The sequence below is a fragment of the Streptomyces sp. NPDC059256 genome (assembly GCF_042753785.1).
Taxonomy (GTDB): Bacteria; Actinomycetota; Actinomycetes; order Streptomycetales; family Streptomycetaceae; genus Streptomyces.
Map to the genome: position 1 here is coordinate 36736 of NZ_JBHYZO010000028.1, position 19851 is coordinate 56586.

The window sequence follows — 19851 nt, forward strand, 5'->3', positions numbered from 1 at the left end:
CGGCCCCTGATCCCGCTCCGACTGTGCGAACGCCACATCTGCGGATCATGGGGAGCGTCGTTGACCGGTATGTTTGCTGCGATACGGGCACACCGCCATAGGCGGTGGGCGGGAAAAATGGGCCGCTCATTGTGCCTGTGCACAATCGGCAAGGGTTTACGCTCATCCCATGACGACAGCGTTGGGTGCCGACGAGCACATCGCGGAGCTGGTCGGCAGGCTGCTCGCCTCGGTGGACCACCTCACGGACGAGCTCACCGCCGAGATCCTCAGCGGTGAACACCAGTACGTCGAGAGCACCCTGCTCAGCCATGATCAGTTGCACAACGCCGTGCACGACAATCTGCGGACCATGCTCACCGCGCTCCAGGGGCGCCCCACGCCGCTGGACGCACCCCGCGCCGCCGGTCGGTTGAAGGCGGAGAAGGGCATCCCCCTCGCCGCTCTGCTGCATGCCTTCCGGCTGGCCGGGCGTTTCATCTGGGACCGACTGCTCGCCATGGCCATGGCGGAGGACAGCGCCACCAAGCTGCTCCACATGGCGTCCGGTATCTGGGTGGTGATCGACGAGTGCTCGGGCGCCGCCGCCGAGGCGTACCGGACCACCGTGGAGGAGCAGTCACGCCGGGACGCGGCGGCCCGGAGTGTCATGCTCACCACCCTCCTCGACGGCAGCGCAGGGAACGGCGCCGGGGCGTGGGAAACCGTGCGGGTACTGGGCCTGGACCGGCAGGGCCCCTTCCTGGTGGTGTGCGCCGAGATCAACGACGGCACCGAGCCCCTTCCCGCCGTGGACACCCGACTGCGGACCGCGGGGATCGGCTCGGAGTGGATCCAGCAGATCGGCACCCGGGTCGGGCTGCTCGCCCTTCCGAACGAGCACGCGGCGACCACGGCAGGCGAGCAGCTCGCCCGGTCGGCCATGTCCCGCGTCGGTGTCAGTCGCCCCTTCACCTCTCCGGCGCAGGCGCCCAGCGCCTGGCGGGAGGCCCAGATGGCGGCCCAGTGCCTGCCGCCCGGCACCAACGGAACGCACGTCTACGGCAGTTCGCCGATCGCCTTGCTGGCAGCGGCTTCACCTGACATCGCGGCGGAGGTGACACGTACGGTGTTCGGCCAGTTGCTCGGCCTTCCCGACGCCGAGCGGACACTGCTGCTGGACACCTTGGAGACCTGGTTCACCGCCGGGGGTTCGACCACGCGGGCCGCCGAACAGCTGAACTGTCACCGCAACACCGTGCTCTACCGGCTCAATCAGATCGCCGCCCTGACCGGTCGCCGGACCACGGACGCGGACTCCTGTGCCGAGTTGTACATCGCGCTCCGGGCGGTACGGCTGGCGGGAGGCACTGGTTCCCAAGGGTAGAAGACGTACGTTGTTCGCTAGCCGTTGCCTCTGGTGAGCGCGGCCACGCTGGTGGGACACGGCGGGTCCGGGGCGGAACACTCCCAGCCTCGGGCAGGACGATCACGCGGCAACTGAAGCGAGCTTCAGCGAAGCTCGGCCATCGTGAAGTGGCTGGCCGGCGAGGTGGTGTGACCTTGATGCGCGGGTGCTCGTGCTGATCGTGCGCGGCTGTCCGTGTTGGGATCGCCCGGCGTGGTGTTTGCGCCGATGAGTTCACGGTCCTGGAACGGTCTACCCAGCGACAGAACCGTTCTCGACAGGAGTGCCATGTCCACCATCCAGCCAGTGATCCTTACCGCCCACCAGGACGTTCTGCTCGGCTTCTACACCGAGCTGTTCGGCGCTGAGGAGATCTTCCGAGTACCGGCGGAAGGCCCGGTCTTCTACATCGGCTTGCGCATCGGCGACACCGACCTGGGGCTGGTGACCAAGGCGGACCCGGGGACCGACGCTGAGCCACGGATCCTGCTCAGCATCGGTGTGGACGACGTCGACGAGACGCTCGGCCGGGTGGAGGCACTCGGTGGCTCGGTCAGCGGCGGTGCCAACGACATGCCTTGGGGACAGCGCGTCGCCCACATCCAGGACCCGGACGGCAACCCGGTGAACCTCACTCAGCCGATCCCGATCCCGATCCCGATCCCGGCCCCGTGACACTGCTCCGGGGACATCCGTCGCACGGGCCGTGGAGTGCCCCTGTGCCCGGACGTCACCCCGCACGACGGGCTTGGACGGTCCTGAGAAAGGGCGCTCGGACCGACGCTCAGATGTGACGTGTTTAGGTACGTTCCTGCGAGACCCTGCGGTTGCCGACGCCACCGCCCTCCCTCTCGCCTCCGCGGCACTTGTCACGGCAGGGCTCCACCGCTTCGACCGCCGCGACATCGACACCCGATACGCCCGGCGCCCCATCCCTCCGTCGGCTGCCTACCGCCGTGCACCTTGATGGTCGTCAGCCGGGGGAGCGGACGGGTGACATCGGTGGCAGATGACGGGGCACGCCTGACTGCCTGTCCTCGGGCAGCCCGCTCATGCGTCAGCGTGGGCCGGGTGGGTCGACATCGCCGTCGGGCTGTTCGAGAGAAGAAGGGCATCTGTGGACAGGAGTGAGGAGGGGAAGGAGCCCTTGGAGCCGGAATCCAGGTCCCCAAGGAGGGACACATCGCCTGGCGAAGGGCCGGCTTCTGACGATGATGCGCTCGGCGTTCCCCCGGAACGTCAAAGTCCCGGTGAACACCTGGACGGAGCGAATGCCCGCACCAGCCGACGGGGATCCGTCGTTCCCGCCTCGGCTCAACAGGAGGCGGTTGTGCGACGAGGAGAGCCGTTGGGCGATGCGGATGGCTCCGAGCGAACAGGGGCGTCGTCCCGGAAGCAGGGCGGCGAAACTCCGGGCGGTGGACGGCGGCTGATGTCGCGGTTCGTCACCGCTGGGGGGCCTCCGCCAGGTCCGGCGCGTCCCGAGTTCTGGCGCAGTCCGCTGCGGGGGCCGTGGCTGACGGCCGTGTTCGGGCTGATTCTGCTCTTCGGTGTGACGGTCCTGTTCGTGACCGGGCTGCTGTCGTACGCCTCCTACAACCCGGACTTGGCCCGGACCAACGACGAGACGCCCGACAAGGGGCTGCTCGGCTTCTATCTGTTCCCTTGGCCGACCTCGCCGTACTGGATCTACCGGGTGACCCAGGGCATCCACGTCACCCTGGGGATCGTGCTCGTGCCGGTACTGCTGGCGAAGCTGTGGTCCGTCATCCCCCTGCTGTTCTCCTGGCCGCCGGTGCGCTCGCTCAGCCATGCGGTGGAACGGCTGTCACTGCTCCTGCTGGTGGGCGGTGCTCTGTTCGAGTTCGCCACCGGCATCCTCAACGTGCAGCTCCACTACATCTTCCCGGGTTCGTTCTACACCCTTCATTTCTATGGCGCGTGGGTGTTCATCGGTGCGTTCGTGGTCCATGTGGCCTTCCGGCTGCCGAGAGCACTGCGTGCGGTACGCACCGACCGGGCGGGGACCGCCGCTGCCGTGGACCGGTCTGCCGCCCTCGTGTCGCCGCGTCCGGCAGCGCCGACCATGTCCCGCCGTGGTGCCGTGGCTCTGGTCGGCGCGGGGTCCGGGTTGCTGCTGCTGGTCACGATGGGGCAGAGCGTGGGCGGCTGGTTCCGCAGGACGGCGGTGCTCGCCCCACACGGCCAGGACCCCGGGACGGGCCCGAACGGGTTTCAGATCAACAAGACCGCTGCCTCCCTCGGTATCCGTACCAGCGACACCGGCGCCGCCTGGCGGCTGACCGTGCGCGGCGGCGGCCGTCAGACCGTCCTCACCCTCGACGAGCTGCGCGCCCTACCCCAGTACGAATCCGCGCTCCCGATCGCCTGCGTGGAGGGCTGGTCGACGACAGATCAGCTGTGGCGCGGAGCACGGCTCGTCGATCTGGCCGCGCTGGTCGGACTGGAGAGGGACCCACCACAGGTCCTGGTGGAGTCGGTCCAGCGGGGAGGCGCGTTCGCGTCGGCCGTCCTCCGGGACAACCAGGTCCGCGACCGGCGATCACTACTCGCCCTGCGGGTCAACGGCGCGGTGCTGTCGCCCGATCACGGCTACCCGGCCCGGATCATCGTCCCCGGCGCGCCCGGGGTCCACAACACCAAATGGGTCAACCGCCTCACCTTCGGAGAACCGGTATGAGCTCCATCCGCGACCGCTACGGAGCTTCCCCGCTGCACCTGTTGCTGGTTCTCGCGTCCTTCGCACTGGCCCTGTACGCGGGGGTGCGGCTGCTCCAAGGCGACACACTGGGCGTACTGATCTGGTTCATCGGAGCCGCCCTCATCCACGATCTGCTCCTTCTGCCCGCCTACTCCGTCACCGATCGGCTGGCACAGCGCCTGTGTCGTCCGCGCTCGGGCCGACGAGCGCCGAAACGCGGTGGGTCCGACGCCCCATCGTCGGACACGGCCCCGGCCCGCCGCTGTCTAAGCGTGAACTACCTGCGGGTACCCGTCTTCCTCTCAGGGCTGCTGCTGCTCGTCTGGTGGCCGCTGATCCTGCGCCGGGTGCCCCACTACACGGCCGCAACAGGGTTGCCCGCCGACGTGTTCCTGGGTAGATGGCTGCTGATCACAGCCGCTCTGTTCGCGGTGTCCGCGATCTGCCTGCTGACCCGGATGCGCCGGTCGGCCGGCCCGGAGTGAGCGGTCCAGGTACGGACTCAGGGCACGGCTGCCAGAGCGGAGAAGTGACGTCCACGGGATGTGGTCCAGTGGTCCCTGGCCGTCCACCCCGCGGTGAGTGCGTAACGGACCAGCGCCCGGCGTCCGACGCTGGCCCAAGGGAACGCCGCGCCGCGCCTCCCGATGCCGTCGTCGATGTGGACGCGGTGCCGGGCGTCGATGTGGTCGGCGGCGGTCTCGACGAGCAGGAGACCACCGGGGCGGACCAGTTGACGAGTCCGTTCGAGAAGCGCGGGAGGGAAGCCGCCGATCCCGATGTTCCCGTCGATCAGGAGAGCGGTACCCCAGTGTCCCTCACAGGGAAGTGCATCGAAGACCGACCCGAGACGGGCCTGCCCACCACGCCGGAGCGTTGAGGCGACGGCCGAAGAGCAGACATCGACGCCCAGGGCGCGGTGGCCACGCACGGTGAGCGCCTCCACGAGCCGTCCTGCGCCGCAGCCGATGTCCAGCACCGGCCCTTCGCAGCGCCGCAGGACGGCCAGGTCACACGAGTCCGCCTGGGCACACCAACGGTCGAGCTCCAGTGGCAGCAGCCAGCCGTTCGCGCCGCGCAGGAACAGTCGACCCCGGCCTGCCAGCAGCGCGGAACCGTAGGCGGAGCCGGTCCAGGGATCTCTCACGGCAGCCCCCGCGCCAGCGGGCAGCGGGTCTGCCCGGGCGGTGCGACACACCGTGTGGAAGAGGCTGGAGGGCTCATCATGGCCAGTGTGCGCACCGGGTGGCGGACCGGCGAAGCCAACTGCGCTGTTCGGGTGGGCCCTGGGCATCGGCGCTCAGGACTCGGAGCCTTCACCCGTCCGGCTGCATGGGCCGGGTCCACCGGTCGGTTCCGGAGCCATGGACATCGCCGTGGCTCGGCGTCCGCCCCGGAACTCCCCGCCCGTATCGGAGCGGCGTACCGCCCAGCCCATGAGTACCGCGCACGCCGCGATCGCATAGGCGGTGGTGCCCACCGCGTACCCGTCGTCGAACGCCGGCGCCAAGACGTACTTGGCCGCACCCGCCAGCGCGACCGTCAGCCACTCCCAGCGGCCGTCGAGAGCCACGAGGGCGATGAGCAGGAGCGCGTACCAGGAGTAGCCCGGCGTCAACAGCAGAAAGACGCTGCCGGTGACCAGCAGGGCACCGCTCCACGGCCGCTCCGGGTCACCACGCCACACCACCCACCACACCACCGACGCCAACACCACCGCGAGGACGGGCAGCGTCCAGTCGTCCGGCAGCACCAGACGCAACAGGGCGAAACGGTTCTTGGCGGAGGACGTGTCGTCGTAGCCCTCCTCGGCCACATATCCGCCGAGATAGCCGAGGACCGACTTCTGGGACACCAGTACATACGGCAGATAGACCATCGCGGTCACTACAGCAGCGGGCAACAGGACGGCCGCTGCGTCCCGCACCCGTCGCACCCCGCCCAACGCGCCCGGCACCACCACCACGGGCAGCAACTTGGTCGCGACGGCGGCGCCCAGCAGCGCCCCGCCCCAGCCACGGTGCCGGGCAACGACACCGAGCGCCACAACGGTGAGCAGCGCGCCCAGCACATCGATGTGCGCGTTGTTGACCGCCTCGACCGGGATCGCCGGACACCAGGCCCAGTACGCCGCACACCGGACATCACCCCGCCGCCGTAGCACGAGGAGCAGGGCGGCCGTGGTCCCGATCGAGAGCAGGGCCCCGCCCACCTGGAGCGGCTTGTGCCGGGAACCATCCAGCGACACGGAGTGGACCAGCAGGAAGTACCCCTCGGCGACGGGCGGATAGATGGTGTGCACTCCGGGCCGGTTGATCCGAGTGCAGCGGACCTGACCGCTGGGGCCCGCGATACGTGTCATGTCGGGCTCGGCGCACGCGGCGCCGGAAGGGAAGAGCCAGCCGTCGCGGAGGAAGACCAGCGCCGGATCGCGAGGCGTGTGGTCGTAGGGGGAGATACCGGCGGCTTGTACCCGACCGTCCCACGCGTAACGGAAGGAGTCGGTGCTCGTACGCGGTGCGGCCGTCAACCCGGTGGCCGCCACCGCGATGCCGCCGAGGAGTGCCACGGCTGCCGCATGCCGAGCGGAGACCCGACGGAGTGACCACAGGGCTCCGGCAAAGAGCAGCCAGCACGCCACATACCACCAGAACAGCCCCGCCGGATCGCCGTGGTAACCGTCGTAGCGGATGGTCAGGACCAGGACGGCGACCAGCGCGGCGAGCAACAGACCGGTACGCACGATGCGTGCACTGATCACGAGTCCTGCTCCCGTGGCAGGGGCTCCGCATGCGCCGGGCGCGTCCCCCGTGCAACCGTCGGCGGTTGCCGCGTCCACAGGGTCGAGGTCTCGACAGCTCGGGCACGGTTCACGGTGCGTTCCCTCCGGCCCGGGGTAGTCGGGCCAGGGCCTGGGCGAATCGGGTGTGCGGCGCCTCGGCGGCCACCGCGAGCGCGTCCTCCGAGGTGTCGACATCACGCAGGACCTGCAGATCACGCACGGTGAGACCGGCGTCGACCAGACGTTTTCGCTGCACCCTGCCGGTGTCCGGCCGGGACATCGGCACCCCGCGCACCAACTCGGGCTCCGGTACGGCGAACCCCAGAGCCCAGAAGCCGCCGTCCACCGCCGGTCCGAACCATGCGTCACACCCCCGCCAGGCATCCCTCGCGAGAGCCGGGGCGAGCAGAGCGGGGGAGACCTGCGGGGTGTCCATGCCGATCAGCACTGCCGGTCCGGCACAGAGCGCGAAGGCGGCAGCCAGTCGGACGTCCAACGACCCGGCGCACTGCGCCACCACCTCGAAACCATCCGGGAGCCACCTGCCGGGCACCCCGTCAAGGATCAGGATCCGCCGCCGTACGGGGGCGTCCGCCACCGCGGCCAGCGAGTCGGCGAGAGCCGCCTCCGCGAGCAGGGCTGCCTGACGTGGGGAGTAGGGCGGGGTCAGCCGGGTCTTCACCCGGCCCGGAACAGGTGCCTTGGCGATCACCAGGAGCGTGGTCACGGGACATCCCGTCGGTTGGGCATCGGCGGCAGGGCCAGCACCGCCCGTATGTCCTCTACCGCCTGCCACGTGCCCCGCCAGGTCCCGGTGACCTTCGACTTCCCCGCCCTGGGGAGATAGGGCACATCCACCTCCCGCACCCGCCAGCCCGCATCCGCGGCACGGACCACCATCTCCAGCGGATAGCCGCTGCGCCGGTCAGTCAGACCCAGATCGAGCAGAGCTTCCCGGCGCGCGGCGCGCATGGGTCCGAGATCACGCAACCGCAGCCCGGTCCGCTGGCGCACCATCCGGGAGAGCACCAGGTTCCCCACCCGGGCATGCGCGGGCCAGACACCCTGACCGGTCGGGCGTCGCCGCCCGAGCACCAACTCGGCTCGCCCCACTTCCACCTCGCGCACCAGGGCAGGCAGCAGTCCCGGGTCGAGGGAGGCGTCGCAATCACAGAAGCAGACAACGTCGGCGGTGGCCGCTTCAAGCCCCGCGTGGCAAGCGGCGCCGAAACCTCGTTGAGACTCGTAGACCACGGTCGCACCATGGGCCTCGGCAATCCCGGCGGAACCGTCCGACGAGCCGTTGTCGACGACAACGGCCCGCCAGCCCGGTGGGATGCGCGCCAGCACCCAGGGCAGCGCAGCCGCTTCATTCAGACAAGGAAGGACGACATCCACCGCCGCAGGGCTGGGTTCGGTCACCCACCCACCCTAAGAACCCATGATGACCATTCCCGTCATTTCACCCACGAGTCTTGTGGTGTCCCACCGCACGATTCCCGAAGGCCGCTGCGCGCGAACTCCGTCATCCCCTCCACGAACCCGACCCGAGCCCGCCAACCCAGCTCGCCGTTCAACCTGCACGAGGAGGCGGTGATGTGCCGAACATCGCCCAACCGGAACTCGCCAGTGGTGACAGGCTCGGGGCCACCGTGAGCACTGGCCAAGGCGTGTGCCATCTCCCCAACCGTGTGTGGCTCCCCGCTGCCAGTGTTGAAGACGGACAGTGCCCCCGGCTCGCGACCGGACAGGGCCTCCAGTGCGACCGCACCCGCGGCGGCCACATCCCGAACATGGACGAAATCCCGGAGTTGCCTGCCGTCCTCGAAAACCCTGGGGGATTCCCCTCGTGCCAGTGCCGAACGGAAGAACGAGGCCACCCCCGCGTACGGAGTATCCCGGGGCATCCCCGGCCCATACACATTGTGATAGCGCAGCGAGACGGCTCGCCCTCCGGTCGCCCGTGCCCACGCCGCCGCCAGATGCTCCTGGGCCAGTTTGGTCGTCGCGTACACATTGCGTGGATCGGCCGGCGCGTCCTCGCCCACCAGACCGGGGACGAGCTCCGCACCGCAGTCCGGGCAGTGGGGTTCGAAACGACCCGCTTCCAGGTCCGCCGTCGCGCGCGGACCCGGCCGGACCCAACCATGCCGGGGGCAGTCGTAGCGCCCCTCGCCGTACACCACCATCGACCCGGCCAGCACCAGATCGTGGACGCCCGCCTCCGCCATTGCCGCCAACAGCACAGCCGTCCCCAGGTCATTGCAGCTGACATAGTCCGGCCCGTCGGAGAACCCCGTGCCGCCCAATCCCACCATGGCCGCCTGATGACTCACCGCGTCCACACCGCGCAAGGCGTCCGCCATCGCGACCCGATCCCGTACGTCCGCGTGAATCACCCCTGGTCCGGGCCTCGTCCGGGCGTCGTGGGCCGACGGCAGCAGAGCGTCCAGCACCACCGCCTCATGACCGCGGTCAGCCAGCGCAGCCACGATGTGCGAGCCGATGAAACCTGCACCTCCGGTGACCAATACACGCATACCGAGGACTCTAATGCGCGGTGTCGCCGATGCGTCGCAAGGAGCGCGGTGTCCGAAGGGAATCGAGTTGTGTCCCACGGGGCGATGACAGCAGCCCGAGGGGCATGAGTGCCATCAGTACCGGTATGTCGGAGAGAGTGTGAACTGGAGCGGCCGGGAGCGAGCCCCCATCCCTCGGAGCGGGCTGCCGGAGAGTGAGAGCTCAGTTGCCCCTCCGGAAGCCGTTCGCCACGACTGGGCAAGCTCGCTTGAGACCCCTTCAGAAGGCCGCTCCCCATCCCACATCATTTAGTCCTGGTTGGCACCAAGCTGGAGTTCGGGAAGGCAGGATCAGCGGGTGGACGCGTTGCCATACGTGGTGCCCGTCCGTTGTGCTGTCAGCTCTCCCGGATCTCAAGGCAACGACCGGAGTAGTAGGTCGCGAGTTCGTGGTTGTCGAGGTAGTCGTCGAAGCCGACGCGATACGCGAGCGTCAGTTCGACCGGTGAGGGCTTGTCGTCGAACGGCCGGCTCGCGCGGATGGCGTCGAGGATGTGCGGCATCGCGTACTGGAACCGCAGCCCGCTGCGGACGTAGTGCGGCAGGCCGTCGATGCTGCGCACCTCGGCGTCCTCGGCACCCGCTCCGGAGTAGATCGGGCGGGTCACATTGTCGTAGCGGAAGATCTCGTTCAGCAGTGGTCGGTGCTGCCCGGGCACCTTCGGCAGGATCGCCTCATCCCACCACCGCTGGAAGATCGGCGCGAACCGCGGGTCGGCGTAGAGCTTGTGCAGCGACTCGACGATCAGACCGGAGTCGGTGAACTCGCGGCCGTGGCCGAGCAACTCGGCGACGGCGGCATCGGTCGAGTCCTGGAACCAGTCCGACAGGATCAGTAGTACGGCGCTCTGGGTGAGCCCTGCGAGCTCCCGCAGCGGTACCCAGATGTGCCGGAAGTACATGTTCTCGCTCATCATCCGGGCCCAGAACATGAATCGCTGCATCATCGTGTTCTCCGCGACCGTGACGGTGCGGTTGGCGAGAACGTATTCGAAATCGTCGTTGTCACCGCGCACGGTCACGAAGCCGTGCACCTCGCGGTTCTCCGTGTAGCTCGTGTTGGGCAGCAGCAACAGTGGGTAGACGGCGATGCGGGACACGTGTTCGGACAGTCTGTCGTAGCCCGTCAGGAAGGAGTCGACCGTCTCACCGGGGGCGCCCCAGATCAGCTCGGCGTAGGCGTCGAGTCCCTCCGCCGCGAGCCATGCCGCCAGGTCCTTCCACTCGTTGAGCCGCATGTTGCTTCTGCCCATGTCACGCAACGCCGTGTCGTCCAGTGTCTGTAGCGCCACGGTGAACGAGCTCTGGAATCCCTCGGCCTTCATCCGGCGGATTATGTTGTGGAACGTCTTGGACTTGTTCTTCGCCCATGACGTTTCCAACGACTGCGGGAACCCGTACTTCTCGCGCGTCCTGACGAGGTCCTCGACGAACTCCGCGTCCGGTTGGCGCATACCGAAGTTCGAGTCGCACAACACCACCGTCGGGATCTGGTGGTAACCGAAGAGGTCGAGTTCCGCGCGCAGCCGTTCGCGGGAGAAGTCGCGCATCCTCTGGCCGACCGCGCCGCCCCAGTAACAGAACGAGCACTTGTACGGACAGCCGCGGTTGGTCTCCATCAGCGCAACGTCGTAGGGGAACCGGCCGTTGTGGTCGAGCAGTGGGATGGCACCGGTGAGAAACGGCGACGGAATGCTGTCCAGGTCGTCGATGCGCGGTGCCTCGGCAGTGGTGTGGATCGTGCCTTCCTCGTCGCGGTAGGAGATTCCCGGGACCTGCGCGAGGTCGTACGGCGACTTCTCCTCAAGAACAGCGAGCAGTAGGTCGCGGAAAGTGAACTCGCCCTCGCCGTTGGCGACGACGTCGACCTCGGGGAAGCGTCGGAAGACGCGTTCCGCTTGGTGCGCGACGTGTGTTCCGCCGAAGACGACCCAACCGTCCGGGCGCACCGACTTGTAGGTCTCGGCGAGCGCGCCGAACTGGTTGAAGTTCCAGCCGAAGACGGAGAACGCCAGCACGTCCGGCACAACCCCGGAGAAGATCGTGCGCGCCATCGAGCCGAGCGATTCTCCACCGCGGAAGTTCTGTATGCGCACGTCGAACTCGGGTCCCACCACCGGATCGGCTTGTGCTGCGGCCGTGAGATATCCGGCGGCGAGCGGCATCGATTCCTTGGGCATGTCCCAGGCGCCCTGTTGCACGATCAGCGCGCGCCCGCGCTTCTCCGTTGAACGTGGACGTGGTCGTGGTCGTGGTCGTGGTAACGGAAGTGTGGACTGACTCACTGTTCTGCCCCTATGCCGCCAGGCCGCCAGGTTTCCGCGGGCGATTGCACGCCGTACACCGTGTGAAATGTGGTTGTTCAACTGGCTCCGACGTTCAACCGCGGAAATCGGCGCGGCGCACGCCCACCGTCGAGGTGTTCTTCGACGGCGGGCGGACGTGGAGTGCGATGCAGGTGGCGAAGCGGCTCACTACCGCCGTCACTGTGAGGAACGGGCCTCCAGCCGGTAGCTCACCTGGTCGAGTCGTCCATGGCGCGGCGCAGGGAGGCCGGACGCAAGTCGGTCCAGTTCTCCTCGACGTGGGCCAGACATGCCGCCCGGCCGTCCGGGCCGTGCACCACTTGCCACCCGGCTGGCACCGGAGCGAACTCCGGCCACAGCGAGTGCTGGTCCTCGTCGTTGCGCAGCACCCAAAACACTCCGTTCTCGTCGTCGAACGGGTTGGTCATCTCAGCCATGCCGCCTCCCAGTTGCCGCACCTTACAACGCGTCGCCGGATGGTCAACACTCCCGCCCTTCAGCACGATGACCTCTCGCAAAAGGTGGTCCGGGGCCATCTGCGTGGGGGAGGTCCGACTGGTTCACCGGCCTGCCCAGCTCGGGCAAGTCCGCGGCTGCCCGGGCCGGCGCAGGTGCTGAACGGAGGTGTTCCACGACGCGACCTGTTCCCGGACTCGGGTGCTGGCGCACGCGACCGGAGCCAGAACGTCCGGCGGGCGGGGGCGGGCGATGATGTCAGCCCGGCAAGGCGTCATCGTGCTGGTACCGGTGATCGCGTCACACCAGGCAGCCTGGGACGAGGTGGGCGTCGCCCACGCGGCGGCCGGAATCGGCTCCCTGGAAGTGTGACGGGAAGTGTGAGGGGAGCGCCGCTGAAGGTGTGCGTGCGGCACAACGTGAAGGGACAGCACGCCAAGGCGAACACCGGTCAGCTCACCGGGGTAACCGGGATAACCGGAATGGCCGGAATGGCCGAGGCGACTGCGGTGGATGACCCGTACGAGCCGCCCGAGGCATCCCAGCTGCCGCTGCGCATCGAACGCCACGGCCTCGCCGAGTGCACGGCGGGCCTGTTCGGCCTCCTTTACGGGGACGCCCCGGCCCCCTGTGGGAGGGCCGGGGCGGTTCGGTCAGATGCGGTAGCCGAGGCTACGCAGCTGGTGGCGGATCGCCTCGTCGTCGGCCGTAACGGTGCCGCTGGTCGCGGCGCCCGAGTCGGTCGGAACGAGTGCGACTTGCTCCTCACGAAGGTTTTCGTTCACTGGATTCTCCTTCCCTCACTTCGGTGTTCATCCCTGCCCGGTCGGACAAGCTCGGTGCCGCCCTTAGGCTGGCGGCATGGATGGCGACATGGATGACCTGGCCTACGACGCGACCGGTACGCCGGCGGTTCGGTTGCGCCAATGGGAACGGTGCTGGTCCCCGGAGGACCCGCACGCCAACTTCAAGGCTGAGGTGGTCGACTACGGGCTCCTCGACCCGCTGGAGACCGTGCGCGGGATGTCCCGGAACCTGGACATCCCGGTCGGCGCGATCGTCCGGTACGTACTGGCGAAGTGGGCCACCGGCGGCAGCGGCGGCCTGCTCGAACTCGGGCCCGTGATGGTGCCGCGCCTGTGGGAGCCGATCGCGGCTGCCGAGGAGGCCGATTCCGACGAGCAGCGGCTCGCGGCGTACCACCAGCTCCGGCAGATGATCTCCTGGCTGAAGCTGCCGCTGGACGACCCCACGGTGTACCCGCCTCAGTAATCGGCCAAGTGACCGGCTCTCAGTGCTCACGGTGCACCACCCCGGTCACGCAGCCGATCCCGCCGGCTGCCCGCAGGTACTCGCCGATGTCGATCTCGTCGACGGCCATACCTGCCCGCTCCAGCGTCCGCCGGATTCCCGGGCAGCCCGCGGGCATCAGCACCCGCCCCGGCGCGAGCACCAGCAGGTTCATCCCGCGCCGCACCGTCAGTTCCTCGTCCGGCGGCAGCGCGATGACCCGATAGCCGTACTCGGCGAGCAACGCCGCCAACTCCGGTGGGGTCGCCGCCTGGTGGACGACGGCAGTGGACGAGTCGAGGAACACCACCGTCCCCAGCAGATGCTGTACGCCCGGCGCCAGCGGCACCGTCACCACCCGCGCCCCCAGCTCCGCGACCGCCGAGGCGACCTCTGCCGCGCCGGCCGCGTTCGTGCGGAACCCGGTACCGACGATCACCGTCGACGGGTCGATCCACAGTGCGTCGGCGCCCTCGAACACAGCGGTGCCGGACACCGTGCGCAGGATCGGGAACCCGGCCTCGGCCAGCGCCAGCGCGGCATGCCGCTCCTCGCCGGCACGCTGCGCTGACGCCATCCGCGCCACCACCGCCCCGGCCGGGGTCATCCAGAACAGGTCCCGCGCGAACACCACGTTGGGCGTCGCCGCGGGCGACGTCAGGTGTACCTCGACCCCGTGGTCCCGCAGGCGGTCCGCCAGCGCGTCGCACTGCGCCCGCATCGCCGGGAGATCCACCGGCCCGAGCATGAGCGATGCCCCGGGTTGTCGTACGGCGGCGATGCTGTCCGGCGGGCGGACCAGCAGCACTGACCGCAGTGCGGCCGTCTCGGACCGGTACCCGCACGGCGCCCACACACTCCCGGCCGCGACTTCGTCCACATGCGACGCCACCCGGGGGACCCAGCCCGGGCCGCCGTGGGTGCTCAGCTCAGATCCAGTGGTCGTCATCGACATAGCCAAGCCTCTCCGCCATCGTGAGCACGTCGGTGCTCAGTGCGGACCGGATCTCCTCCTCGCGCGCCCGCCACCGGCCGGGGCGTGGCGCGGCGGTGGCCACGGTGGCGGCGATGCCGTCGGTCGCGGCCTGCTTCAGCGGCCCTTCGAACGGGATCCCCAGCCAGTCCGCGATCCGCTCGACGGCGTCCGCACGGGCGTGCGGACCGCTGATCAGGTCCTCGAATCGCACCGTGTGATCCGCCCCGTGCGCGAGCACCGCACGGTGACTCGACAACCACTGGTGGGCGCAGACCCGGGGCAGGGCGGCGGCGGTGTACGCGGGCCAGCAGGGTGGTAGGTCGAACTTCCACCAGTGCCGGTCGGCCGGCCGCACGTCGGCATATCCGGCGATGCGCAGCGGTTCGTCCAGCCGGTACGCGTGGAACCCGTGGTGTAGCCACCCGTCGACCAGACCGTTGATCGAAGCGGCCGGATTCCTGGTCAGGTGCAGCACCCACAGGCGCGCGTTGGGGAACGCCGCCCGCAGGAAGTCGAGCCGGTAGGCGTTGCCCGGGGTCTTGATCACCAGTGGTTTCGTGGCGACATCGTGTTCGTTCGCGGGCCGCCACGGACGGGGGAGGACGAAGGGCGGCTCTTCGAGCAACATGTCACCGGGCGGCCCGGCCGGTCGTGGTCCCGGTGACTGCCCGAGAAGGTCGTAGTACCACGGGTTCACGCCGACCATACTGATCAACGCCCTTGTGAACCGGGGGAGATCACGGTCCAGTACCGCCTCGGCGGTCCGCACCAGGTCGACGGGATCGAGGCCCAGCCCCGGCCACTGCATGACCAGCCGCCACGCCGCGTCCACCGCCAGGTTCTCCACGCCGGTGCCGGGCGAGCCCGCGTCCAATGCCAGTTCTGCCTCGAACAACGCCTGGGACCGCGGCGAAAGCCCGTGCCAGTGCGCCGCGTCCAGCACGTCGGATCCCGTGCCGCTGTGCGGGTGGTCGAGGCCGACCAGCCGCAGCAACGGATTCAGCTCGGCGCGCAGGTGCAGTAGGTGCGGCGAGGACCGCAGCAGCTCGGTGAGCATGCTCGACCCGCCCCGCGAACTCGACGCGACAACGACGAGATCGCGCACCTTCGCACGGAAGTGCGGCACCGGCGTGCCCCGCAGCGGTCGTAGCGACTCCAGCCCGCGCACGACCTCGGCGACCGGGCGATCCACGGTGCGGCTAGGCATGATCGGGTTTCCGCACCGAGTACACGCACCACCGCCACCGGTCGCGCACCGAGCCGTCCGGCAGCACCTCGAAGGGGTGTACGGCGCGTACCTCGCGCGGCGCGTCGTAGTAGAGGCGGTAGATCTCCTGCCGGCTCGCCGGTGTCGTCTCGTGGGTATCGATCCAGCGGTCGATCGACTCCCAGAGGAAGTACTCCTCCATCCGTACGTCGGTGAACCCGCCGCCGGTGAGCAACGCCCGGAAGTCCTCCTCGCGGAACATCTGGTACAGCAGTGGCTGCTTCTTCTTGAACACACGGAACATCCAGAACGCGTCCACGTCCGCGTACGGCACGATCTGCCCGACGATGAACTGGCCGCCCGGCCGCAGCACACGGAAGATCTCCGACACCGGCCGCTCCGGCTGGGGCAGCAGATGCAGCACCTCCCGGGTGACCACGAGGTCGAAACTGGCGTCGGGGAACGGCAGGTCGTAGACGGTGCCCTGGTGTACGACGTCCAGCCGGGTGGCGGCGAGCGCGGCCATCTCCGGGGTGAGGTCCAGCCCGACCATCTCGCCGACCCGGCCGCGGAACGCGCCGCCGACGACACCGCTGCCGCAGCACACGTCCAGCATCCGCGCGTCCTGCGGCACCGCGCACAGCTCCGCGTGCTTGCCGAGCAGGTCCTCGTCGGTGAGCCAGGAGCACGAGTCGTGCCAGTCCTTCGAGCGGATCCCGAACTGTTTCTGGTAGACCGCGTAGTCGACCTCGACCGCCCGGGTCCGGGAGCGGGCCGTCCGCCCGGCCAGCCGCGCGGCGAGCCTGGCCCGACTCGCGTCGATGGCCCGTTCGGCGATGCGGCGGGCCAGCTCCGGGTCGGCTGCCAGCGCCCGCCGCGCCTGCTCGGTGACGACGTCGAACACGCGGGCGCCCGCGTCGTCGTTGCGCAGGGTGCGTTTGGTCTGGCCGTCGAACCGCGCGTCCGGGATCCGGATCGCGATCACCGCGGTCAGCCCCTCCAGGATGTCGACCACGGTCATCTTGTCCGCGGACGGGCCGAGGTGGTCGGCCACCACCCCGGCCAGCGCGCCGCGCAGGGCGTCCACATGCGATCCGCCCAGGTCGGTGCGGATGGTGTTGACGTAGCTGAAGATCTGCTCCGCGTACCCCTCGGTCCACTGGACGGCGGCGTCGATCACGCACCCGTCCTCGGCCCAGGTGATGGTGGCCGGCTCGGCGTGCACCTTCTCGGCGTCGCGGGCGCGGTACGCGAGCAGGCCCCGCACCCCGGTCGTCTCGCACAGCGACTCGTGCCGCCCGGTGCGGTGGTCGGTGAGATCGACCCGCAGACCCGGGTGCAGGTATGCGATGTCGAGCAGCCGGGCGTGCACCAGGTCCGTGTCGAGGACGCACGAGGAGAAGATCTCCGGGTCCGGGCGGAACCACACCCGGGTGCCGCGGCGGACGCTGTCGCCGACCCGCTTGAGCGGGGTTTCGATCGAGCCCCGGGCGAACGACTCGCTGTGGTGCGCGCCGTCGCGCCACACGTCCAGCCGCAACCACTCCGACAATGCGTTCACGCAGGCCAGGCCGACGCCGTGCAGCCCAGCCGAGGTCGCGTACGAGGAGTGGTCGAACTTGCCCCCCGAGTGCAGCGTGGTGAGCACGAGCTCACACGCCGGGATCCCGGCCTCCGGGTGCGGATCAGTGGGGATGCCCCGGCCGTCGTCGGTGACCGAGCAGGAGCCGTCCTCGTGCAACTCCACCGAGATCGCGCCGCAGTGCCCGGCTGCGGCCTCGTCCACGGCGTTGTCGATCAGTTCGAGCACCAGGTGGTGGGCGCCGTCCGAGCCGGTCGATCCGACGTACATCGACGGGTTGCGGCGCACCGCCTCCAGCCCGGAGTAGACGGTGATCGCCTCGGCGGTGTATTCGGTGGTCATGGCGCTCCGTTTCCGGCGAACCGCGGCTCGGTCAGCCCGGTGAGGGCCTGCTCCAGCCGGTCCACGTGCGTCTTCTTCAGCGTGCACAGTGTCTCCAGCCAGCTCGCCAGATCGGCCACGCCTTCCGTGTGCGCCTGTGCCGCAAGGCCGGGGTAGCGTTCGGTGGCCTCCCCGAGGTCGCCGCTGATCGCCGCGGCGAGGTTGCGGCGGGTGTCGCCGAGCGCGTGGCCGGTGCTCGGATCGTCGCCGCCCAGCAGGTCACGCAGCACATCCAGGTGCCCGTGGGCGGCGCAGGCCACACTCTCGGCGAGCTCGCCGAACACCCGGGCCGCCTCGGTGTGACCCTCGATCTCGGCGACCTGTGCGAAGTAGGTGTACCGAGCCGCGGTGGCCGCCTCGGCGAGGAACGCGCTCTGCACGCCGTTTGCAAGGGACTGCTCAGGTTCCATGTCAGACCCTCGTTCCCGAGGCGATGACGAACAGCATGTGGTCGGTGATCCGCCCGTCCGCCTCGGCCACCGCGTGCCGTGCGCGGAACGCGGCGGACGCACTTCCGTAGCGGTCCCGGATGGCCTTCCGCGCGTCTTCGTCGATCGCGCCGTTGTCGGACCACACGTCCACGTCCTCCACCGACACATACCGCTGCGACCGCACCGGGTCACATCCCGCGCCGGCGAGCAGGGCCTCGACATCGCCGGGCCGGAAGAAGTGCCGCCGGGCCGGGTTGCGCAGCCGCAGGATCTCGAAGTAGTCGTCGCGGTCGTCGTCCCCGTAGGCGCACAGGTGGGTCAGCACGACCCGCCCACCCGGCCGGGTCACCCGCACCATCTCCCGTACCGCGTCCGGCAGCGTCATGAACTGGATCCCCTGACGGCACACCACGAGGTCGAACGTGCCGTCGTCGAACGGCAGCTTCTCCGCCGGGGCGATCACCAGTTCGTCGAGCATGTCGCGCGCCTGCTCGGCCATTTCCGGCGTGATGTCCACGCCGACCAGCCGTCGCACCCGCCCGGCGAACAGCCTTGACACCAGTCCGGTACCGCATGCCACATCCAGGACCGCATCGCCCGGCTGGGGCGCGGCCGTGGACAGCATCAGCTCGCCGAGTGCGTCGTCGGTGCACCACGAACTGGACCGGTCGTAGGTTCTCGCGCGGTCGGCGAAGTGCGTGCGGACGCTTCCCATTTCGTTCATCTGCTCTCTCCTGACAGAACCAGGGCATGGCCCGGCGTCGCACGACGGCGCAGCCAGCGGACGACGGCGTCGCGCCGCCAGCGCCGGAAGTGATTGCGGTCGGTGCACAGCGATCGCGCCTCCACCGCCAGCCGCACCGCGAACCCGCGCAGCGCGACGCCGAGCGGACCGGGAGCCCGTTCGTCCAGCGAGGCCCCGTCGAACGGGTAGCGGAGCGTCTCCATCGCCCGCGCGGCCACGCTCTCCACCTGCCGCCGCTCCCGGTCGGACAAACCCCGCCGGTGGGCGCCGATCCTGGTCGTGGTGATCGGGTCGCCCGCAGTGCGCCAGGAGGCCGAAAGCGAGGCGGTCACACGGGCGTTGCCACTGAGGTGGTGCGCCAGCATCGCGGGCTCGACCTCCTCACCGATGAAGTCGCAGATCGACCGGATCTCCCGGTCGGGCGCGGACACCAGGTCCTCGTACCGCACCAGGTGCACCACTTTCGGCCCCCACCGCTCCAGGGCCGCGCGGGCGAGCTCCTGTTCGGCCTTCCACCGCAGCGCCATGCGGTACGGGTGGCAGTAGCCGAACACGGCCCGCTTCGCCGATGCGACCACATCGCGGGGATCGCGCACCAGCCACAGGAACCGCGCGTCCGGGAGTTGGTCGAGCACGTCGTCGACGTGCTCGACCATGAAGGTGCTCTTGCACCCCCACCGGGCCGCGCCCTCCGCGATGCGGTACTGGTCGTAGATCGCCGACACCACCCCGAACAGCGACGGCGTCTTTCCACTCACGGCAGCCTCGGTCACGGCGGCCCGGTCGATCACATGCGGCCACGGGTGGATGTGGTAGCGCAACAACCGCATCGCGTCACCCACCATCGCGTTGACATCACCGTTGTACGGGATGCCGGACAGGTACCGCATGAAGTGCGGCGGGTGCGGGACCGCGATGCGCGAGTGCGCGTCGAGCACCAGCCGCAGCAGGTTCGACCCGGACCGTTCGGTCCCGATGATCAGGATCGGGCCGTCCTGAGTGGACAC

The 19851-nt window shown here is 69.3% G+C and carries 19 protein-coding genes; 5 read left to right on the forward strand and 14 right to left on the reverse strand.

Features of this window, described 5'->3' with window-relative positions; translation table 11 throughout:
* The first annotated feature begins 169 nt into the window (after window positions 1-169).
* From ACFXJL_RS31975 to ACFXJL_RS31990, 4 genes are all read left to right on the forward strand, one after another.
* Window positions 170-1366, forward strand: a complete 1197-nt coding sequence (locus tag ACFXJL_RS31975; protein WP_358878519.1) for a helix-turn-helix domain-containing protein — start codon at window positions 170-172, stop codon at window positions 1364-1366.
* Window positions 1367-1675: 309 nt separating this feature from the next.
* Complete coding sequence (locus ACFXJL_RS31980; RefSeq protein ID WP_384698315.1) at window positions 1676-2062, forward strand: VOC family protein; 387 nt, start codon at window positions 1676-1678, stop codon at window positions 2060-2062.
* Window positions 2063-2819: 757 nt separating this feature from the next.
* Entirely contained in the window at window positions 2820-4088 is a 1269-nt protein-coding gene (locus ACFXJL_RS31985) for a molybdopterin-dependent oxidoreductase (RefSeq protein ID WP_384698318.1), read from the forward strand.
* On the forward strand, window positions 4085-4594 hold the full coding sequence (locus ACFXJL_RS31990) for a hypothetical protein (RefSeq protein WP_384698320.1): 510 nt from the start codon (window positions 4085-4087) through the stop codon (window positions 4592-4594). The genes ACFXJL_RS31985 and ACFXJL_RS31990 overlap by 4 nt, the downstream gene beginning before the upstream one ends.
* Before the next feature lie 17 nt (window positions 4595-4611).
* On the opposite strand, the gene ACFXJL_RS31995 is transcribed toward ACFXJL_RS31990, so the two are convergent.
* The 8 genes from ACFXJL_RS31995 to ACFXJL_RS32030 form a co-directional block, all read right to left on the reverse strand.
* Window positions 4612-5256: a class I SAM-dependent methyltransferase gene (locus ACFXJL_RS31995; RefSeq protein WP_384698323.1), complete on the reverse strand. Its 645-nt coding sequence runs from the start codon at window positions 5254-5256 to the stop codon at window positions 4612-4614.
* 153 nt (window positions 5257-5409) lie between these two features.
* On the reverse strand, window positions 5410-6870 hold the full coding sequence (locus ACFXJL_RS32000) for a glycosyltransferase family 87 protein (RefSeq protein ID WP_384698326.1): 1461 nt from the start codon (window positions 6868-6870) through the stop codon (window positions 5410-5412).
* 109 nt (window positions 6871-6979) lie between these two features.
* Window positions 6980-7618, reverse strand: coding sequence for a DUF2064 domain-containing protein (locus tag ACFXJL_RS32005; RefSeq protein WP_384639474.1), 639 nt, complete (start codon window positions 7616-7618; stop codon window positions 6980-6982).
* Window positions 7615-8313, reverse strand: coding sequence for a glycosyltransferase family 2 protein (locus ACFXJL_RS32010; RefSeq protein ID WP_384698329.1), 699 nt, complete (start codon window positions 8311-8313; stop codon window positions 7615-7617). Before ACFXJL_RS32010 ends, ACFXJL_RS32005 begins: the two co-directional genes overlap by 4 nt.
* 35 nt (window positions 8314-8348) lie before the next feature.
* A complete protein-coding gene (locus tag ACFXJL_RS32015; protein ID WP_384698332.1) occupies window positions 8349-9431 on the reverse strand; it encodes an NAD-dependent epimerase/dehydratase family protein in 1083 nt (360 codons plus the stop codon).
* Window positions 9432-9808: 377 nt separating this feature from the next.
* Complete coding sequence (locus tag ACFXJL_RS32020) at window positions 9809-11671, reverse strand: KedN5 family methylcobalamin-dependent radical SAM C-methyltransferase (RefSeq protein ID WP_384698335.1); 1863 nt, start codon at window positions 11669-11671, stop codon at window positions 9809-9811.
* A 314-nt stretch (window positions 11672-11985) separates the two neighbouring features.
* On the reverse strand, window positions 11986-12204 hold the full coding sequence (locus ACFXJL_RS32025; RefSeq protein WP_358878622.1) for an MbtH family protein: 219 nt from the start codon (window positions 12202-12204) through the stop codon (window positions 11986-11988).
* Window positions 12205-12885: 681 nt separating this feature from the next.
* The gene (locus ACFXJL_RS32030) at window positions 12886-13017 is read right to left on the reverse strand and encodes a hypothetical protein (RefSeq protein ID WP_358878528.1); all 132 of its coding nucleotides are present in this window, start codon (window positions 13015-13017) and stop codon (window positions 12886-12888) included.
* 76 nt (window positions 13018-13093) lie between these two features.
* Here ACFXJL_RS32030 and ACFXJL_RS32035 point away from each other — a divergent pair, with 76 nt between their 5' ends.
* A complete protein-coding gene (locus tag ACFXJL_RS32035) occupies window positions 13094-13504 on the forward strand; it encodes a DUF6027 family protein (protein WP_358878529.1) in 411 nt (136 codons plus the stop codon).
* A 19-nt stretch (window positions 13505-13523) separates the two neighbouring features.
* Here ACFXJL_RS32035 and ACFXJL_RS32040 read toward each other — a convergent pair whose 3' ends face one another.
* The 6 genes from ACFXJL_RS32040 to ACFXJL_RS32065 are packed head-to-tail and all read right to left on the reverse strand — an operon-like array spanning window position 13524 to window position 19851.
* The gene (locus ACFXJL_RS32040; RefSeq protein WP_384698339.1) at window positions 13524-14471 is read right to left on the reverse strand and encodes a dimethylarginine dimethylaminohydrolase family protein; all 948 of its coding nucleotides are present in this window, start codon (window positions 14469-14471) and stop codon (window positions 13524-13526) included.
* Window positions 14452-15705 carry a sulfotransferase family protein gene (locus ACFXJL_RS32045; protein WP_384698342.1) on the reverse strand — a complete coding sequence of 418 codons (1254 nt, stop codon included), beginning with the start codon at window positions 15703-15705 and terminating at the stop codon, window positions 14452-14454. The genes ACFXJL_RS32040 and ACFXJL_RS32045 overlap by 20 nt, the downstream gene beginning before the upstream one ends.
* The gene (locus ACFXJL_RS32050; RefSeq protein ID WP_384698345.1) at window positions 15698-17629 is read right to left on the reverse strand and encodes a methyltransferase domain-containing protein; all 1932 of its coding nucleotides are present in this window, start codon (window positions 17627-17629) and stop codon (window positions 15698-15700) included. Before ACFXJL_RS32050 ends, ACFXJL_RS32045 begins: the two co-directional genes overlap by 8 nt.
* On the reverse strand, window positions 17626-18078 hold the full coding sequence (locus ACFXJL_RS32055) for a rubrerythrin family protein (protein WP_358878533.1): 453 nt from the start codon (window positions 18076-18078) through the stop codon (window positions 17626-17628). The genes ACFXJL_RS32050 and ACFXJL_RS32055 overlap by 4 nt, the downstream gene beginning before the upstream one ends.
* A gap of 1 nt (window position 18079) precedes the next feature.
* Window positions 18080-18823: a methyltransferase domain-containing protein gene (locus ACFXJL_RS32060; protein ID WP_358878534.1), complete on the reverse strand. Its 744-nt coding sequence runs from the start codon at window positions 18821-18823 to the stop codon at window positions 18080-18082.
* Window positions 18820-19851: a sulfotransferase family protein gene (locus tag ACFXJL_RS32065; RefSeq protein ID WP_384698349.1), complete on the reverse strand. Its 1032-nt coding sequence runs from the start codon at window positions 19849-19851 to the stop codon at window positions 18820-18822. The genes ACFXJL_RS32060 and ACFXJL_RS32065 overlap by 4 nt, the downstream gene beginning before the upstream one ends.

Excerpts from the sequence above, each read along its gene's own strand:
- ACFXJL_RS31975 (WP_358878519.1), top strand. The coding sequence starts at position 170 with ATGACGACAGCGTTGGGTGCCGACGAGCACATCGCGGAGCTGGTCGGC.
- ACFXJL_RS31980 (WP_384698315.1), top strand. The coding sequence starts at position 1,676 with ATGTCCACCATCCAGCCAGTGATCCTTACCGCCCACCAGGACGTTCTG.
- ACFXJL_RS31985 (WP_384698318.1), top strand. The coding sequence starts at position 2,820 with ATGTCGCGGTTCGTCACCGCTGGGGGGCCTCCGCCAGGTCCGGCGCGT.
- ACFXJL_RS31990 (WP_384698320.1), top strand. The coding sequence starts at position 4,085 with ATGAGCTCCATCCGCGACCGCTACGGAGCTTCCCCGCTGCACCTGTTG.
- ACFXJL_RS32015 (WP_384698332.1), bottom strand. The coding sequence starts at position 9,431 with ATGCGTGTATTGGTCACCGGAGGTGCAGGTTTCATCGGCTCGCACATC.
- ACFXJL_RS32025 (WP_358878622.1), bottom strand. The coding sequence starts at position 12,204 with ATGACCAACCCGTTCGACGACGAGAACGGAGTGTTTTGGGTGCTGCGC.
- ACFXJL_RS32035 (WP_358878529.1), top strand. The coding sequence starts at position 13,094 with ATGGATGGCGACATGGATGACCTGGCCTACGACGCGACCGGTACGCCG.
- ACFXJL_RS32040 (WP_384698339.1), bottom strand. The coding sequence starts at position 14,471 with ATGACGACCACTGGATCTGAGCTGAGCACCCACGGCGGCCCGGGCTGG.
- ACFXJL_RS32045 (WP_384698342.1), bottom strand. The coding sequence starts at position 15,705 with ATGCCTAGCCGCACCGTGGATCGCCCGGTCGCCGAGGTCGTGCGCGGG.
- ACFXJL_RS32050 (WP_384698345.1), bottom strand. The coding sequence starts at position 17,629 with ATGACCACCGAATACACCGCCGAGGCGATCACCGTCTACTCCGGGCTG.
- ACFXJL_RS32055 (WP_358878533.1), bottom strand. The coding sequence starts at position 18,078 with ATGGAACCTGAGCAGTCCCTTGCAAACGGCGTGCAGAGCGCGTTCCTC.
- ACFXJL_RS32060 (WP_358878534.1), bottom strand. The coding sequence starts at position 18,823 with ATGAACGAAATGGGAAGCGTCCGCACGCACTTCGCCGACCGCGCGAGA.